Genomic DNA, 17,495 nt, shown 5'->3' with positions numbered 1-17,495 from the left:
GGGTAAGAACGCTGATGGTTCGTGGCGTTAAGTATCTTGCTGTTTTGACATGGGGATCCATAGCTCCGAGTATAGCGTTGGCCGAGATAGATGTCCAGAGCCGACGAAAGTTCAGGGGCGAAAGTTCAGGGGGCTGATTTCATTTCAGGCCAAAATCCTCAGATTGGCCCCAGAAAGGACAGAGCCGACATTTGACTGCCGGCTCTGTCTCCTTGACGCTGAATCGGGGTGACCTGAGATTTGCCTGCTACGGTCATCTCAGCCAGTTCAGGAAATAGGTGGCCAGGCCCAGGAAAATGGCAAAGCCCATGACGTCCGTGGCTGTGGTCACAAAGACGCTGGAGGCCAGGGCCGGGTCGACCTTCAGCCGTTTCAGGGTGGTGGGCACCAGCACCCCCACGATGGCAGCGATGATCAGGTTGGCCAGCATGGCCAGCCCGATGATGACCCCCAGCCAGGGGTTTCCTTTCCAGAACCAGGCGATCAGGCCGATGGTCACGCCCAAGAGCACGCCATGGATCAGTCCAAGCATTAGCTCGTGGCGCAGGGCCTTCCACGCGCTGTCCACGTCAATCTCCCCCAGGGCCAGGGAACGAACCACGATGGTCATACTCTGGTTGCCCGCGTTGCCGCCCTGGCCGGCCACAATGGGCATGAAGGTCGCCAGCAGGGCTACCTGGGCGATGGTCTCCTCGAAGAGGGAGACCACGCTGGAGGCCAGGATGGCCGTCCCCAGGTTGATGTAGAGCCAGGGCAGCCGGTTGCGGATGGCCTGGGTGATGGGGCTGAAGATCTCCGCGTGTTCGCTGACCTGGGCCAGGCGGTAGATGTCCTCGGTAGCCTCTTCTTCCAGCACATCCACCACGTCATCCACAGTGATGATGCCCACCAGCTTGTCCTCGGCATCCACCACCGGCAGGGCCAGCAGGTCATAGCGGGCCAGAAGCTGGGCCACCTCCTCCTGGTCGGCATCCACCCGCACCGAAATCACGTCCCGGTCCATGATCTCTTCGATGGTCTGCTCCGGCTCGGCCAGAATGAGCGCCCGCAGGTTGACCACCCCAATCAGGCGGCCGTAGCGATCCAGCACGTAGAGATAAAAGATTTCGTTTGCGTCCTGATAATGCTCTTTGATAAATTGAAACGCCTCGGCCACCGTCATATGACGGCGCAGGCACGGTGGCGCCACATTCATAATGCCGCCGGCGGAATCCTCCGGGTAGGCCATGAGGGGCGCCACCACTTCCCCTTCGTCCATCTCCTGGAGCAATTGGTGGGCCGCTTCGGGCTCCAGTTCCCCCAGCAGATCGGCCACCACGTCCGGCTCCATTTCATCCAGCACATCGGCCAGGGCGGACACATCCATGTGCTGCACCACCTCCGCCGCGTCGTCCTCGTCCATCTGGCCCAACACTTCGGCCAGCTCGGTGGGCTGCAGCCGCGCCACCAGGGCCGACTGAATGTCCGGCTCCAGGGTACTCAGGATCTCTGCGCTGTCGGCCGGGTGCAGGCTGCGGAGAAATTCCGCCGCACTGTCCAGGTCGTTGGCTGCCAGCAAGGTCTCTATGTGCTGCAGCGCATCTTCGATGTTGATGGGATCCACCATGATCTCTGCCTCCTTTCCAATGTTCCTACAACAGCCTATCAACAGGGCGGATGGCCGGGCAGGGAGGACCACCGATGGACACGAGGTGAGCATCGGGCAGACACAGATGACCTTGATCCCGTTCGACGAACACCGCCGTCGGTCTGGAACGGCCGGGCAGGTCCGCCTATGGAGATGCATCTGTGGCAGAATCGTCCAGGAAGGCGATGGGGCGAGGCAGGCCGGGTGCAGGGTCTACGCACAAAATTGCCAGCCGGGGTGAGGCGGCTGGCATGCTTGGAGAGGGTTTGGGAGGAGTATCACGCCAGAGCCAGATCTGGCGTGATTGTTGTCTTAGCCGGGCTGACTCGCTATCGAGTCGTCGTCCGGCGGGGGCTCATGTCTTGAACCCAGACGGCGCCAGATCTGGCGTGGACGAGCCCTGCCTCCCAGCTGCTACCCGGGGAGCGCCCCAGCTCAACCAGGCCCAGGACGTCTGCAGGTCGTCTCTGCCAGCAATCCTATGAGGACGCCGTCGGGCATCCTGTTTGTGAACAGACAGCGTACGAGCCCAGGGGGCGCCAGAGCGGCCCGGCCGGCCAGGAGCGGGCTGCCACGGCTGGCGACCGTTGGGCAGGTGACTGTCTGGGTCCGGCTGACTGTCAGCCGGGTTGGTCGTTTGATCAGATCCGTTCATTGTTTCCCATGATCGTGTGGAGCGGCGAACAGGTTCCGCGTCCAGGGTCATTGGCAGGTAGAAAGATAGCATTTGAAGCCGGGGCTGTCAAACCTGTGACCGATGGCGCAGAACCTGGGCCATGGCCTGGATATCTGCCGGGGTGGTGCGGCAGCAGCCGCCGATCAGCCGGGCGCCGGCCGCATACCAGCGCAGGGCCGGCGTCCGAAAGTCGGTTTCTCCGCTTCCGGCCACCCAGCAGTGATGCTCCGCATCCCATGTCTCGCCGCTGTTGGGGTAGGCCACCAAGGGGCGGTCGGTGACCCCGACCGCGTGGCGCAGGAGGGCTTCCACGTGGCGGGGCGGGGTGCAGTTGAGGCCCACGGCGATCACCTGCTCCGAGCGGCTGGCCAGGCGGACGCACCGGGCGAAGGGCTCGCCGTGGCAGACGTGGAGGTCGTCACAGCAGCTGAAGCTGAGCCAGGCCACGGCCTGGGGAAATTCGGCCAGCAGCCGGACCAGAGCTTCCCCTTCGGCCTGGCACGGAATGGTCTCACAGGCCAACAGGTCGGCCCCGCTGGCGGCCAGCACGGCCATGCGCGGCCGGTGGAAGTCCATTAGCGCTTCCACCGACAGGCCGTAGTCGCCCCGGTACTCGGAGCCGTCGGCCAGGTAGGCGCCGTAGGGCCCGATGGACGCGGCCACCAGGGGACGAATCCGTCCCTGGCGGTTGGCCGGGTCGGCCCAGAAGAGATCCCGGGCTTCCTGGGCCAGCCGCACGCTCAGCAGCAGGAGTTCTTCCGCCTGTTCCCGGCTCAGCCCGCGGCGGGCAAAGCCCTCGAAGGTGGCTTGATAGCTGGCGGTGATGGCCACATCCGCGCCGGCGCAGAAATAGTCATAGTGGACCTGGCGGATCAGCTCTGGGGCCTCCAGCAGGATCCTGGCCGACCACAGGGGATCGTCCAGGTTGGCCCCCCGGCGTTCCAGCTCGGTGGCCAGCGCGCCGTCCAGGATGACCACGCCGGCCTCCTGCAGAAAAGGGTCAAGACATCGTCGATCCATCAACGGGTTGCTCTCCGTGGGGACGTCCATTGGCCATTGCAGCCGGCTCAGCCCTGGGCCTTTCCCAGGATCTCGGGCACAAACTGCCCGGCGTCCATGATGGTCACCCGGCTCCCGTCGGCGCAGAGGCCCTCCACCCGCATGGTGGGCGTCCCGATCATCACATCCAGATGGGCGTCAGCCTTGTTCACCCCCAGGGCCTCCAGCTCCTCCGGTGCGAGGCCGTCGCCCCCCTGGACGCCGCCGGGGTAGGCCTCGCCAAAGGCGATGTGGCAGGCAGCGTTTTCATCGAAGAGAATTTCATAGAAGAGCACATCGGCCTGGCTGACGGGGGAGCGGACATCCACCAGCGCCACTTCGCCCAGCCGGCGGGTCCCCGGGATCTGGAAGAACTGGGCCAGCACGTCCTGGCCGGTCTCGGCGTGGAATTCCACCACTTCCCCTTCCTCAAAGCGGAAGTAGGCGTTGGCCACTTCCCGGTCAAAGGGGAAGGTGGGTTTGGACGTGCGGACCCAGCCGTGGGTACGGCCGTTGTGGGGCGTGGTGAAGAGCTCTTCCGTGGGCATGTTGGGAAAGAAGGTGACGCCTGAAGGCGTGACCGCCGAGGCGGCCAGCCACTGGGGGCGGTCGGTGAGCCCCACGGTCAGGTCGGTGCGGGGTTTCCCGTCGGGCCCGGGGGTACTGTCCACGAAGTGGAGGGCCTGGACCTGGCGGGCTGCCAGGAAAGTGACCACCTGCTTAAGCTGTTGGTCGTGTTGGCGCCAGGCCGCCACCGGGTCCTCGCGGTCCAGGCGACAGGTGCGGAAAATGGTGGTCCAGAGGCGCTCCATGGCCTCTTCGGCTGGCTGGTTGGGGAAGACCCTGGTGGCCCAGGCGGGGGTGGGCACTGCGGCCACGCACCATTGCATGCGGTTGGCCATGACGGCCTGCATGTAAAATTTCAGGTGGCGGGAGCGGGCAGCGGCCACCTGGCGCATCCGGGTGGGGTCCACATCGTCGAAGATGTCTGGGAACTCGTTGCCCACCAGGCTGAGCCGGGGCCAGCCTTCCTCCACCATCTGGCGATGGCGGGCGATCTCGTAGTCTGGCAGATATTCCAGATTTTCGGGGGCGCTGTGGAGGTAGCGGGCCTTGGCGGTGAGGGGCTCCTGCCAGTCCACGTGGACGTAACGGGCGCCGGCCTGGTAGGCGGCGGCCACCACCCGCTGGACGAAGTCCCGGTGGGCCACTTCCGCGCCGATGCGGAGGGATTGTCCCGGCTGCAGGTTTAGGCCGGTGCGTACCAGCAGGTGGGCGTAGCGGTCTTGCTGTGCGCTCAGGGTGTAATCAGCCATGGATGGATTCACTTTCGTTGCGGGCCCTGACTACTCTTTGGGCGGGCCTTAGGTAGCGCTGAAGGCAGCGGGGCTGCTTCAGCAGGGTTGGCTTCGTTGGTGATATGCTGGTTCCATTATACCGGCAATGGAGGGCAAGCCAAGTTTCAGGGGCGCGGCTGTGGGGATTCGTATTGGGGTACACTTATACACCTGTGGATTTTGACAGAGTGGCCCCAAAACGGTATACTGAACCTGTTCATGAAATGAATCGGTCTGGCCCACTAGCTCAATTTGGCAGAGCAGCTGACTCTTAATCAGCGGGTTCGGGGTTCGAGTCCCTGGTGGGTCACCTGAATTGTGAGACGCAGGGGCGTTACCGCTCTTGAGCCCTGGATGTAGGGAGCGAGAGAGGTAGCGCCCCATGTTTTTGCCCCCATTTGACCCACTGAGCTGGTTACGTTCCAAAGCAGGGGGCGTCGTGAACAGTCCTCCGGCAGCATGCCGGTGTGGTTGCATGGGCAACGTGGGAGGAACGGATGCCTCGCTGGATAGACGATGCCATGGGCCGGCTTTGCAGCCGGGCCTATGCCTGGGCCTGCCAGCGCCTGTACCATGAACTGGCCTGGGCCTATGACTGGGTGAGCCTGTCGGTCAGTGCAGGGCGTTGGCCCCATTGGCGCCGGCTGGCTCTGGATTTCATCGGCCCCGGGCCGGGCGTGGAGCTGGGATTCGGTACCGGCGCGCTCCTGGCAGAGTTGACCCACCGTGGGATCGGACCTGTGATCGGGGTGGAGCCTTCCTGGGCCATGCAGCAGGTGACCCGGCGGCGGTTCGCCAGATGCCCGCAGCCCCCTATCCGCCTGCAGGCCCGAGCCCAGGCCCTGCCCCTGGCCGATGCGAGCATGGATTGGGTGTTGGCCACCTTCCCAGCTCCCTACATCCTGGAGGAGAAAACCCTGGATGAATGCAGGCGAGTCCTGCGGCCGCCCACGGGGCGCCTGGTGGTGGTGGGCCTGTGGGTGGACCTGACTTCCCCCTGGCGCCGCCTGATGCCCGCCTTCTACGGCCGCCCTTCCAGCAGGCAGGTCTCCACGTGGGAGGCGCGGCTGGTGGCAGCAGGCTTCACCCCCACGTGGAATGAGGTGGTGGATGGACCGGCCCGGGTGGCTGTGCTGGTGGCCAATCTGGCCCCGGGATCGCAGGGAGTGGCCGATGGAGTCAGCAGGGAAGCCCGCTGTGTCTGATTGGCTGGGCGGAGGGCGGCATCACCGCCACACCGTGGGCAGCGGCCGGGTGGAGGCCGGGCCGACCGGTCTGCGGCTGGTGCGGGGCGCGTGCCCAGGGCTCGTGTACAGCAATGCCCAGCTGGACGACTACCAGGGGTTGCCCCGGCGCCGTTTTCCCTGGCGACCGCCGGTGTCCCTGACTGTGCGCGCCAGGTTTTCGCATAGCCATAGCGAGCTGAAAGGGACGGCTGGCTTCGGTTTTTGGAATGACCCCTTCTGGATGACCGGGCGCCGGTGGCCGGCCCTGCCCCAGGCCATCTGGTTCTTTTTTAGCTCGCCGCCTTCGAACATGGCCCTGGCCGCGGGCGTGCCGGGCCACGGCTGGAAGGCGGCCACCATCGACGCCAGCCGCTGGCCGTTTCTCCTTTTGCTGCCCACGGCTCCCCTGGCGTTGCCCCTGATGCGCTGGCCCTGGCTTTACCGGCGCCTGTGGCCGGTGGGGCAGGCGGCCATGGGTGTCTGCGAAGCCCTGGTGCCCACTGCCATGACCGACTGGCACACCTATCGCATTGTGTGGGAAAAAGGTCGGGCACGCTTTTGGGTGGATGAGACGCTGATCCTCGCCTGTGCCACCGCCCCCTGTGGACCGGCCGGCCTGGTGATCTGGCTGGACAACCAGTACATGGTGGTGACGCCCCAGGGGCGTTTCGCCCATGGGCTGGTGGGCTGTGACCGGGAACAGTGGCTGGAGATCGCCGCCGTCACGGTCTCGCGGGGAAGCGATTCTTTCGTGTAGTAATAGAAAGTGCTGATAGAGGGCGCACAAGATGAATCGCCGGGGGACGGATGGGTTCCGTCCCCCGGCGATTTTGAATGTGCAGGGTTGTTGGCCGCTCGTTGTCGGAGGCCCTCCCGGGTTGGGCCGCTATGGCATGTCCGCCCCGATGAGGGGCAGGTAGATCCGGTTCTCGCCTGCCTCTTCTGGCCGGGCCGGTTGATCATCCCCCTCCAGTGCCGTGGGCGGAATGGTCACCGTGGCCTGGGCCTGGCGGGTGATGGGGTTGCTGGTACCCTGGCCGCTGGTGATGATGACCGTATTGGAGATGTCACTGGTGGCTGTGATGGGCCCCAGCAGGGGAGGGAGGTCCAGGGAAGTCAACATGTCGTTGGTGATCTGGACCTGGGCGCCCGGCGGCAGCGTGTACGGGAAGGTGACGTTGAGCCCCACAGCCTGGTCTACCAGGACGTGGTCGCTTAGGGTAACATGACCCGTGTTCTCCAGGGTCACGCAGAAGTAGACCGGCGTGCCCGGCGCCACGGTGAGCTGGCTGCTCGCGCCACAGCTGGTGGCATCCAGCCCCACGGTCTTGGTGACGGCCACGGACATCTGGCTGTTGGTGAGGGTGCAGGTGACGGTTTCTCCCGGCTCCAGATCGATGGCGTCCAGGGGGCTGCTGTCGCTGCAGGCGGCCGCCGTCAGCGCCCACCCGGGCACCGCTGCCTCTGTCAGGCTGTAGAGGCCGGGATCCAGGTCGGTGGTGAAGGGCGTGCTGCCGTCACTCAGCTGGAACTGGATGGGCGACGACAGCGCCTGGCCATCCAGGGTCATGGAGAAGGGGGTGGTGTCACCGGCGGGCATGGTGAGCTTGTCCACCACGATGGTGCTCTGTTGGGTGCAGGTGAAGGTGCAGGCGACAGTGACGCCGGCTGGCAGGGAGATGGCCGAGGGGTCGTATTCGTTCACCCCGTCGGTGCAAAGGACCGCGGTGACATTCCAGCCGGCCAGGGTCTCCATGGTCAGGCTGTAGGTGCCTGGCGCCAGGGGACCGCTGTCAAAGGGGGGCGCCGTGTCGCTGATCACGAAGCCGGTTTGAATCTGGTTGGGGCCCCCATTGAGGCTGAAGGAAAATTCGGCCGGGCTGCCTGCGGGGAAGGTCACCTTATCCACGGTGATGCGGCCGTTCCCCTCCCGGTTGCCGAAGGTGCAGACCACCGGCCGGCCACCCTCCAGCTCGATGCGCCGCCCGGTGGAGGTGGTCAGATGCAGGACACCGGGCGTCTGCCCGAGGGAGGGGTTCAGGTCATCCAGGAAAAAGTCCGAGGGATCTTCCCCCGGCAGGCGTAGCCCAAAGCCTACCGTGCCCACGTTGTTGGCCAGCTGGGTCGAGATGAAGTCCGTGACGTCGATGGCCACGACGGCCTCGTTGGAGATGGTAAAGGTGGCGATCAGGCTCCCCGCATCGAAGTCGCCATTCTCCACGGTGCCGTTGCCCACGTAGCCGTAGAGGGAGACGCTCAGGGGTGGGCTCACAATGTTGCGCATGCCCAGGTGGAGCTTCAGGATCGCGCCGTCGGTGGGCGCAACCGGGTCGGGCAACATAAATTCCAGCACACCTTGATTCTCCGCGTTGGGGCTGTTGCTGACGTAGGGGGCGCAGCCATCACAGGCGGTGTCGGGTGTGCCGTCGTTGGACAAGTCGGTCGCGTAGCCGGCGGTCGTGGGGTCGGCCTGGGCGACCACAGCCGGGCCAAATTCCACCGCCTTGTCGTGGACGCTGCAGACCAGGCTTTCCAGCGCGTTGCTGCCTGGCGGCAAAATCTCGTAGATGTCGTAGGAGCCGGGCAAGAGGTTGCTGAAAACCTGGGTGTTGGTGATGCTGTCCCCGTCATCAGGGTCGGCATCATCCAGGGTGAACTGCCCCAGGGTGCCGGAGAAGACATAGTCGCTGCCCACGCTGGGCGTGGCCACTTTGACGATGGTGATGTCGGTGGGAATGGCGTTGTAGAAGTTGCAGTAGGCTTTGCCCAGCTCCGTGATGCTGGCGGTGACCACCACGCTGCTGCCCACCACCTGGTAGGCCCAGGGATCCAGGGGCAGGGGATCGTCGCCGGCCTGGGCCAGGCATTCGATCTTGTAGAGCTGGTAGCCGCCCGGCGGGGTCAGTTCTGTGATGGTGATGGGGTTGGTGCCGCTGATGTCCCGGTACTGCTCGACCGAAATCTGGCCGGGCACTGTGTCGGTCAGGGTGAAGCTGCTGTCTGCCTGATTGGGGCAGCCCTCACAGCTGAAATTGAAGCCGGCCTCTGCCGCCGGCGAGGCGAACTTGGTGATGCGGACGGTGTTGCTGAAGTTGGGCAGGTCGTCCGGCTGGCCGGTCTGGGAGCGGACCACCTGGTGGCCGGCCAGGACGAAGAGGCCGGCCACCAGGCAGAGAACCCAGATGGCCCGCCAGTTGGCCTTGCGGCTGGCTGTGGACGTGGCGCGGCCCTCCGGCCGATCCGAATGGGGTGCGTGGGGCATGGATGTGACTCCTTTCAGGTGACAAGTGCTGATGTGATCAATAAGTGCTTCAGATGGGGACGATTCCCGCAGGGGCATTGAGAGGCAGAGAACGCTGGGAAGAAGTATCCCACTGGTGGTGGGCGTTCTGCGGCCGAGGCTCTACTTCTGGCCCACTACGGTTTTTGAGATGTTGTTTTGGAGGCGTCAGGATGGTTGAAACGTCGGGAGGGTCTCCCAGACCAGGAGACCCTCCCGAGGGCCGTCAGCCGTTGTTTTGGCTTTTGAACTGGGCGTCCACCACGGCCAGGATGGTCATGTTGATGATGTCCCGCACGTCGGCGCCCATGGCCAGCACCTGGATGGGCTTGGCCATGCCCACCAGGATGGGGCCGATGGCTTCTGCGCCGCCCAGCCGGCTGAGCAGTTTGTAGGCCGTGTTGGCGGCGGCCAGGTGGGGGAAGACCAGCACGTTGGCGTCCTTGACCTGGCTGAAGGGGTAGTGGCGGGCCATCAGCTCCGGAACCACGGCCACGTCGGCCTGCATCTCGCCATCGATCTGGAGATCCGGCCGCAGCTTTTTCACCAGCTCGGTGGCCTTGCGCACTTTGATGGCCTGTTCGTGGGGCGTGCTGCCGAAGTTGGAGAAGCTCAACATGGCGATGCGGGGCTCCACATCGAACTCTTCGGCCAGTTGGGCCGCGTTGATGGCGATGGCCGCGAGCTGTTCCACGGTGGGCTCGATGATCACGGTGGCATCGGTGAAAAAGTAGAGGCGGTCGTGGACCAGCATCAGGTAGACGCCGCTGACCCAGCGATCTGGCTCGGTGCCCACCGCCTGCAGGGCCGGGCGCAGCACCTCCGGGTAGTTGTAGGTCACGCCGGAGATGAAAGCGTCCGCGTCGCCCTGGTCTACCATGAGGGCACCGAAGTAGTTGGGCTGGCGGAGGATATCGTTGGCCAGGCTCAGGGTCACGCCCTTGCGTTGACGGCGCTCGTGGAAGAGCTGTGCGTAGACCTTGCGTTTGTCCGACTGGTTGGGGTCGATCACCAGGGGGGCGTAATCCAGGCCCAGTTCCCGGCATTGGGCCTGGATCTCTTCTTTGCGGCCCAGGAGGATGGGCTGGGCGATGCCTTCCGTCTCCACGTTGTAGGCCGCCCGGATGATCTTGGGGTGTTCGCCCTCGGCAAAGACCACCCGCTTGGGGTCCTGGCTGGCCTTGCGCTCCATGTTGCGCATGACCTGGACGCTCTTGCCCATGCGGGCGGCCAGCTGATCCAGGTAGGCCTCCAGGTCGATGTGGATGCGGGCCACGCCGCTTTCCATGGCGGCCCGGGCCACGGCCGGTGCCACCCGCATCATCACCCGTGGATCCAGAGGCTTGGGGATGATATAATCACGACCAAAGCGGAGGGAATCCAGGCCATAAGCCCGAATGACACCGTCGGGCACATCTTCCTTGGCCAGGTCGGCCAGGGCCCGGGCTGCGGCCAGCTTCATCTCCATGTTGATGGCCGTGGCCCGGACGTCCAGGGCACCCCGGAAGATGAAGGGAAAGCCCAGGACGTTGTTCACCTGGTTGGGGTAGTCGCTGCGGCCCGTGCCGAAGATGACATCCTTACGTGCGGCCTGTACTTCTTCGTAGGTGATTTCCGGGTCGGGGTTGGCCATGGCGAAGATGATGGGATCCCGGGCCATGCTGCGCACCATCTCCCGGGTCACACAGTTGGCGACCGAGAGGCCGATGAAGACATCGGCGTCCACCAGGGCGTCGGCCAGGGTGCGGGCATGGGTGGGCACTGCGTAGGGGGCCTTGTACTCGTTCATGCCCTCCTCCCGGCCGGCATAGATGACCCCCTGGGAGTCGCACAGGATGATGTTTTCGCGGGTTGCGCCCATGGCGATGTAAAATTCGGCTACGGCAATACCGGCAGCGCCGGCCCCGTTGATGACAACGCGAATCTTGTCGATCTCCTTATTCACCAGCTCCAGGGCGTTGAGCAGGCCAGCTCCCGAGATGATGGCCGTGCCGTGCTGGTCGTCATGAAAGACTGGAATGTTGCAGCGCCGTTGGGCCTCCCGTTCGATCAGAAAACATTCCGGTGCCTTGATGTCTTCCAGGTTGATGCCGCCGAAGGTGGGCGCAATCATTTCGACGAAGCGGATGATCTCCTCGGGATCCTGGCTGTCCACCTCAATGTCAAACACATCGATGTCGGCAAAACGCTTGAACAGGACGGCCTTGCCTTCCATCACCGGTTTGGCTGCCTGGGCTCCCCGGTTCCCCAACCCCAGGATGGCAGAGCCATTGGAGATGACCGCCACCAGGTTTCCTTTGGCCGTGTACTCGTAGGCGGCCTGGGGATCTTCGGCAATCGCCAAAACTGGATGGGCCACGCCTGGCGAGTAGGCCAGGGAGAGGTCCTGTTGGGTCTCCATGGGCTTGGTGGCCACAATTTTCAGCTTGCCAGGCCGGCCTTGCGCATGATACTGTAGGGCTGCTTCTCGGGTGATTGACATAAGGCGTACTCACCTTTCATCGGACGGAGGACCATCAAGCGACAGCAAAAAATATGTGGCATCTTTCATAGTACACGAAGACAGGTGGATCGGCAACGTCCTGCCATAGGGGGTATCGCGGCTCAATTCGTGACTCCCCTGCAGAAAGGGCATTTTTGAACGCAAAGGCGCAAAGAAACGCCGGAGAAAGTAAGCCGAATCAGCGTTCATCTGCGTGGGGCAGCGTCCTCATTTGACCTTTGTGCAGTAGAGCCATTCGTGCAGTAGAGCCATTCGTATAATCAGATAATCAGATTCAGGAACGAAACGAGGAGAAGTCCATGAACGTGAACACGAGGCAGCTTGTGAAGATGCGGAAGCTCATCCGAAAGACGCGACAGATGCTGCTGGTCGCGGTGATGATGGCGTCCCTGGTGCTCCCCACGATGCCGGGGGTGGGCGTCCCCACTGCCCAGGGGGCCGACGCGCCGGTCCTGGCCCAGCCAGCCGAGGCCGTCTTCGCCAACCTGGAGGCCTATCAACTGGACAACGGCCTGCAGGTGCTGTTGGTGCCCCGACCCAACGTGGCCGTGACCCTGGTGGATGTCTGGGTGGGGGTGGGCTCCATCAACGAGACGCCCGAAAACAACGGCATTGCCCATTTCTTTGAGCACATGGTGTTTAAGGGAACGCCCAGCCGGCCGGGCACGGTGGATCTGGAGGTGGAGTCCCTGGGCGGGCGCACCAATGCGGCCACCTCCTTCGACTACACCCACTACTACATCGAAGTGCCCAGCGAGCACACGGCCCAGGCCATCGACATCCTGGCCGACATCACCCAGAATGCCTCCTTCCCAGAGGAGGAAATCGCCAAAGAGAAGCAGGTGGTGCTGCGGGAGCGGGATCAACGGCGGGATAATCCCCAAACCTTCCTGGCCACCGAGTTCTACCAGACCTTCTTCCAGGGGCACCCCTATGGCATGCCCATTGTGGGCACTGAAGAGGGGCTGGATCCCCGTACCCGGGAGGATTTCCTGGCTTTCAAGGAGCAGTACTATACGCCCAACAACATGACCCTCATCGTGGCCGGCAATTTCGACCCGGTCCAGATTCGCGCCGTCATCGACGAGACCTTCGGGGCCATGCCCTCCCGGCCGGTGGAGCGGCCCAGCTTCCCCGCGCCGCCGCCCCTGACCGAGAGTCGGGTCATCACCATCGAGCACGACGTCAACCAGGGCTACCTGATCTTTGGCTGGCCGGCTCCCTCCATCCGAGAGCCGGAGGACGTCTACGCCATGGACGTCCTGCTGGCGGTCCTGTCCGAGGGTCGGGGCTCCCGTTTCTACCGGCACATCATTAAGGAGCTGGGGATCGCCAACAGCGTGGACGCGGGCTACTTCACCACCCGGGATCCCAGTACCTTTACCGTTTCGGCCACCTTCCCCTACGAAAATCGGGCGTTGGTGGAGCAGGCCATCTTCCAGGAGCTTCGGCGCATCCTGGAGGGTGACCTGAGCGAGGCGGAGCTGGAGCGGGCCAAGACCATGCTGCTTTCCAGCCTGGCCTACAGCCACGAGACCAACGACGGCATCGCCTCCTCCCTGGGCTTTTACTCGATAGTGGCCGACGACTACCGCTTCGCCCTGACCTATGGCGACCAGATCCAGGCCCAGACGGTGGAGAACGTGGTGGCGGTGGCCCGCAAGTACATCGACCTGGACCGCTATCTGGAGATGGTGCTGGTGCCCAAAGGGCAGGCAGTCGAAGCCCCGGCCCGGTTGGATGAGGGCGTGCTCACCCTGGACAACGGCCTGCGCCTCATTCTGCGGCCGGACAACACCACGGAAGTGGTAGCCTTGCAGACCTTCATCGGCGGCGGCACCTCCGTGGAATCGGCCGAGGAGGCTGGCCTGGCCGAGCTGACCATGCGATTGCTCATGCGGGGTACCACCAGCCGGGATGAAGAGACCCTGTTCGAAGAGATCGAGAATCTGGGCGCTCGCCTGGACTACGGGCTCTTGCCCGACATGGCCAACCTCACCCTGGTGGCCACGGCCGACACCTGGAGCCAGGCCCTGCCCATCTATCTGGATGTGCTCCTCAACCCGGCCTTTTCAGAGGAGGAATTCCTGCGTCTGAAGGATGAGATGATGCGGGAGGTCCAGGCCCAGGCCGACCAGTTTGGCAACGTGGTCTTCCAGAACCTGCTCCAGGCCCTGTATGGCCCGGGCGGCTACGGCAATGCCTCGGCCACGGTGGAATCCCTGCGCCAGTTGACCCTGGAGGATGTCCGGGAGTTCTACCGCCGCTACTTCGTGCCCAACAACCTGGTCATCAGTGCGGTGGGGAACTTCGATGCCGGGCTGATGCGGGCCCGATTGCAGGGTCGCCTGGGGACCCTGGCGCCTGGCGAGGAGGATCTGCTGCCGGCCCCGCCCCAGATTTCCCTGTCGGCCAATCAAACGGTCACTGCGACCCGAGAGTCCAACCTGACCTGGATGATGGTGGGGTATCCGGCACCTCCGGTGGCCAGCCCAGACTATCCGGCCATGAAGGTGTTAAACACCATCCTGGGCACCGGCTTCACCAGCCGCCTCTTCTCCACCTTGCGGGAAGAGCAGGCGTTGGCCTATTCCACCTCTTCGGCCTATCCGTCCCGGCGGGGCGAGAGCTACCTGTACGCCTTCATCATCACCCTGCCGGAGAACGCGGAGGTGGCCCGGGAAGGGATCTTGCAGATCGTGCGGGACATTCAGGAGAACGGTGTCACCGAGGAGGAGCTGGAGCGGGCCCGCAACAAGGCCATCGGCGACTATGCCAGCGCCCACGAGACAGCCGAGCGCCGGGCCTGGTATCTGGGCTGGTACGAGACCCTGGGCGTGGGCGTGGAGCTGGATGAGGGCTATCCGGAGCTGCTGCGGGCTGTGACGGCCGAGGATGTCCAGCGGGTGGCCCGGCAATACTTGCAGCAGTATGTGGTCTCCCAGCTAGGGCCGGCACAGCCGTAGATCCGGGGCGCCATTCCTGGCCGCGGATGGCCTGGGACGCCGGGAGGGCAGGTGCGCTGCCTCAGGCGGAGGGCGTGCCCTCCCGGCCTGTTCCCGTCGTGGCGTGCATGGAGCCCATCGTTGTGGCGTACATAGAGGAGGTCAGAGCGACAGCCATGGTTTCCGTGAAGCGTCTCTGGTACCATTTGACCGAGCCTTCGCCGCTGTTGCAGAGCGCAGATGAGCGGCGGCAGGCCCGGTTGGTGGCGGGTATGTTTTTGTTATGTTCAGTTGTGGGCTTCCTATGTGAGCTCTATGTGCTCTTCTTTCTGCCAGAGATTGCGGAGCAGCGTTCCCGCTGGAGTATTCTGTTTGTCATTTTTATCCTATTTATCTGTTATCTGTTTAGTCGCACTCCCCACTATCATCGCGCTTCCGAGTTGGGGTTAATTACCGGTAATAGCACATTCTTTTATTTGCTTATTCAGCAGAACGAGGGTCGTCTTGCCATGATGATATTTGGATTGGCCATCGTCCTGCTCGCCAGCCTGCTTTTTTCCCAACGCTCGACCATTGTCCTTATCGCCGCCAACACGCTAGGGTGCCTGGCGGTGGCCTGGCTTTTCCCCTTGCCCCACCCCTTCCAACAGCTTTTCCTCTTGACCCTGGGGGCCTACGTCATCGTGGCCGGCTTGATCGTGCTGTCGGTCTGGCATCGGCGGCTCCTGGAGCAGGACCGCCAGGCCGTCGTCCGGGCCAGCGAAGCCCGCCTGCGGGCCCTGATGGACGCGCTGCCGGACATGGTGGCCCATCTCTCGGCCCAGGGGGAGCTCCTCAGTGTACGGATCCCTGAACATTTCGGCGTCCACAACGGGTACGCTGTCCGTCCGCCCGGGCCGGCGTTGGCGGAAGAACTGCGCGCCCGGCTAGAGTCCGGCGTGCAACAGGCGTTGCAGGGACATGAGTTGAAAACCCAAGAGTTCGACCTGCCCCTGGCCGGCCGAGTCCTCACTTGCGAAGCCCGCTTCTCCCGTCTGAACAGCCAGGAAGTGCTGGCAGCCATTCGGGACATCACCGAGCGTAAGCAGGCGGAAGCCCAGAACATGCAGCTGCTCCGGGAAGTGAGTGAGCATCGGGAACAACTGCGCCAGCTTGCCCAACGCCTATCCGAAGTTCAGGAGGCCGAAAGGCGGCGTTTGGCCAATGAGCTGCACGACCAGGTGGGCCAGAACCTGGGCGCCCTGGGGCTCAACTTGAGTATCATCCGAGGCCAGGTTCAGAACCATTGTCCAGAGGACTCTCCCCTGGTGAAGCGGCTCTCTGATTCCATGGAGCTGGTGGAGCAGATCACCGAGCGCATTCGCAACGTCATGTCGGAACTCCGGCCCATGGTGCTGGACGACTACGGTCTGGTGGACGGCCTGGAGTGGTATGCCGGTCGCCTGGCCGTGCGCTCTGGGTTGCGTACCCATGTCTCCCAGGAGGGCATCCTGCCCGAGTTGCCGGACACCGTGGTCAACGGTCTCTTCCGCATCGCCCAGGAGGCCCTGGCCAACGTGGTACGCCATGCCGAGGCCCAGCAGGTGACCATCCAGATTGAGGGCGATCCCGGGCAGGTCTGCATGACCATCACCGATGATGGCTGCGGCTTTCAGCCCCGGCGGGGAAGCCGCGAAAGTGGGGAGAATGGCTGGGGACTTCTGATCATGCAGGAGCGGGCAGTGGCCATCGGGGGACAGGTGGAGATCCGGTCGACCCCAGGCCATGGCACCCAGGTGAAGGTCACTATTCCGTTGAAAGGGGAGCACCCATGATCACCGTCTTTTTAGCCGATGATCATACCATGATGCGAGATGGCCTGCGCCACATTCTGGAGGCGGAGGCGGACATGAAAGTGGTGGGGGAGGCAGCCGATGGGCTGGCGGCCCTGGAGGAGGTAACCCGGCTGCGCCCGGATGTGGTGATCATGGATATCCGCATGCCGGAGCTGGGCGGCATCGAGGCCACCTGGCAGATCCGTACAGCCTGTCCCTCGGCCCAGGTGGTCATTTTGTCCATGCACGCCAGCGCTCAATACATCTATCGGGCCCTGCAGGCCGGCGCCCTGGGCTATGTCTTGAAAGAATCGGCAGGCTCCGAGCTGATCAAGGCGGTACGGGCGGCCCATCGGGGCGAACGGCACCTCAGCCGCAAGATTTCCAATGAGCTCATCGAGGAGTATTTGCGAAGGGGCAACAAGGAGGTTGACGATCCCCTGGCGCCCCTCAGCGCCAGAGAGCGGCAGGTGCTCCAGTTGGTGGTCCGGGGGAACACCAACGCCAAGATCGCCGAGTTGTTGCACCTTTCGCCCAAGAGTGTGGCCACTTACCGCAGCCGCATGATGATGAAGCTCGGCATCAGCGATCTCCCCTCGCTGGTCAAATTTGCCATGCAACATGGCCTCCTGTTGGATCCCTGATCCACGTGGATGGGGTCAGCTTCCCAGCGCTTGTAGGAATATTCCTACAGAATCAGTTTGGGTTTTCCTACCTGATTTGTCTACGGTGGCTACTGTTCAAAAGCCTGGGGTTGAGTATAATAGGGCATAATCGAGGTTGATTAAAGACCTCTACAAAAAAGCTCCGACTGAGTCCCCTGTCAGCCGGAGCTTTTTTGTGCCCACGTTTTGATACTCCCTTTACCTCATCTGCTCACCCGTACTTTTTTCGTCCATCAATCGAATGTGAGACAAATGTGGCATTGGCGCGCGTCGATTGCCCCATTTGATTTCTGACGTCTGACCGTGGTTTTTAGCTACGGCCTGCTCTACACTGTAAGTGATGCAAGCTGGAATAGAGCCGGCGTACAGACAGGCCTTCTCTTT

General features: G+C 63.4%; 10 protein-coding genes and 1 tRNA gene. 6 read left to right on the top strand and 5 right to left on the bottom strand.

The features are described from left to right. Positions 1 to 253: 253 nt before the first annotated feature. The 3 genes from mgtE to FKZ61_RS21380 all read right to left on the bottom strand — a co-directional run bounded on the left by mgtE (position 254) and on the right by FKZ61_RS21380 (position 4,657). The gene (gene mgtE, locus FKZ61_RS21390; protein ID WP_170200118.1) at positions 254 to 1,606 is read right to left on the bottom strand and encodes a magnesium transporter; all 1,353 of its coding nucleotides are present in this window, start codon (positions 1,604 to 1,606) and stop codon (positions 254 to 256) included. Between the two features lie 763 nt (positions 1,607 to 2,369). Then, on the bottom strand, positions 2,370 to 3,323 hold the full coding sequence (gene mmuM, locus FKZ61_RS21385; RefSeq protein ID WP_141612183.1) for a homocysteine S-methyltransferase: 954 nt from the start codon (positions 3,321 to 3,323) through the stop codon (positions 2,370 to 2,372). A 47-nt stretch (positions 3,324 to 3,370) separates the two neighbouring features. Next, positions 3,371 to 4,657 carry an aminopeptidase gene (locus FKZ61_RS21380; protein ID WP_141612182.1) on the bottom strand — a complete coding sequence of 429 codons (1,287 nt, stop codon included), beginning with the start codon at positions 4,655 to 4,657 and terminating at the stop codon, positions 3,371 to 3,373. Between the two features lie 257 nt (positions 4,658 to 4,914). On the opposite strand from FKZ61_RS21380, the gene FKZ61_RS21375 reads away from it, so the two are divergent. The 3 genes from FKZ61_RS21375 (at position 4,915) to FKZ61_RS21365 (ending at position 6,661) form a co-directional block, all read left to right on the top strand. Further along, positions 4,915 to 4,988 (top strand) — tRNA-Lys (locus tag FKZ61_RS21375). Positions 4,989 to 5,175: 187 nt separating this feature from the next. After that, positions 5,176 to 5,883, top strand: a complete 708-nt coding sequence (locus tag FKZ61_RS21370) for a class I SAM-dependent methyltransferase (protein WP_141612181.1) — start codon at positions 5,176 to 5,178, stop codon at positions 5,881 to 5,883. Further along, on the top strand, positions 5,876 to 6,661 hold the full coding sequence (locus FKZ61_RS21365; RefSeq protein WP_141612180.1) for a hypothetical protein: 786 nt from the start codon (positions 5,876 to 5,878) through the stop codon (positions 6,659 to 6,661). Before FKZ61_RS21370 ends, FKZ61_RS21365 begins: the two co-directional genes overlap by 8 nt. A 129-nt stretch (positions 6,662 to 6,790) precedes the next feature. Here FKZ61_RS21365 and FKZ61_RS21360 read toward each other — a convergent pair whose 3' ends face one another. Both FKZ61_RS21360 and FKZ61_RS24355 read right to left on the bottom strand, forming a co-directional pair. Next, positions 6,791 to 9,166: a hypothetical protein gene (locus tag FKZ61_RS21360; RefSeq protein WP_141612179.1), complete on the bottom strand. Its 2,376-nt coding sequence runs from the start codon at positions 9,164 to 9,166 to the stop codon at positions 6,791 to 6,793. Between the two features lie 244 nt (positions 9,167 to 9,410). Then, the gene (locus tag FKZ61_RS24355) at positions 9,411 to 11,666 is read right to left on the bottom strand and encodes an NADP-dependent malic enzyme (RefSeq protein WP_141612178.1); all 2,256 of its coding nucleotides are present in this window, start codon (positions 11,664 to 11,666) and stop codon (positions 9,411 to 9,413) included. Between the two features lie 320 nt (positions 11,667 to 11,986). Between FKZ61_RS24355 and FKZ61_RS21345 the strand changes: the two genes are divergently transcribed. The 3 genes from FKZ61_RS21345 (at position 11,987) to FKZ61_RS21335 (ending at position 17,090) form a co-directional block, all read left to right on the top strand. Further along, positions 11,987 to 14,653 (top strand): M16 family metallopeptidase, encoded by a 2,667-nt coding sequence (locus tag FKZ61_RS21345; RefSeq protein WP_141612177.1) that lies wholly within the window; start codon positions 11,987 to 11,989, stop codon positions 14,651 to 14,653. Positions 14,654 to 15,141: 488 nt separating this feature from the next. Further along, positions 15,142 to 16,446 carry a PAS domain-containing sensor histidine kinase gene (locus tag FKZ61_RS21340; protein WP_170200116.1) on the top strand — a complete coding sequence of 435 codons (1,305 nt, stop codon included), beginning with the start codon at positions 15,142 to 15,144 and terminating at the stop codon, positions 16,444 to 16,446. Beyond that, entirely contained in the window at positions 16,443 to 17,090 is a 648-nt protein-coding gene (locus tag FKZ61_RS21335; RefSeq protein ID WP_141612175.1) for a response regulator, read from the top strand. The genes FKZ61_RS21340 and FKZ61_RS21335 overlap by 4 nt, the downstream gene beginning before the upstream one ends. Positions 17,091 to 17,495: the final 405 nt, after the last annotated feature.

This window comes from Litorilinea aerophila, assembly GCF_006569185.2.
Lineage (GTDB): Bacteria > Chloroflexota > Anaerolineae > Caldilineales > Caldilineaceae > Litorilinea > Litorilinea aerophila.
This window is presented reverse-complemented; position numbering and strand designations above follow the sequence as displayed.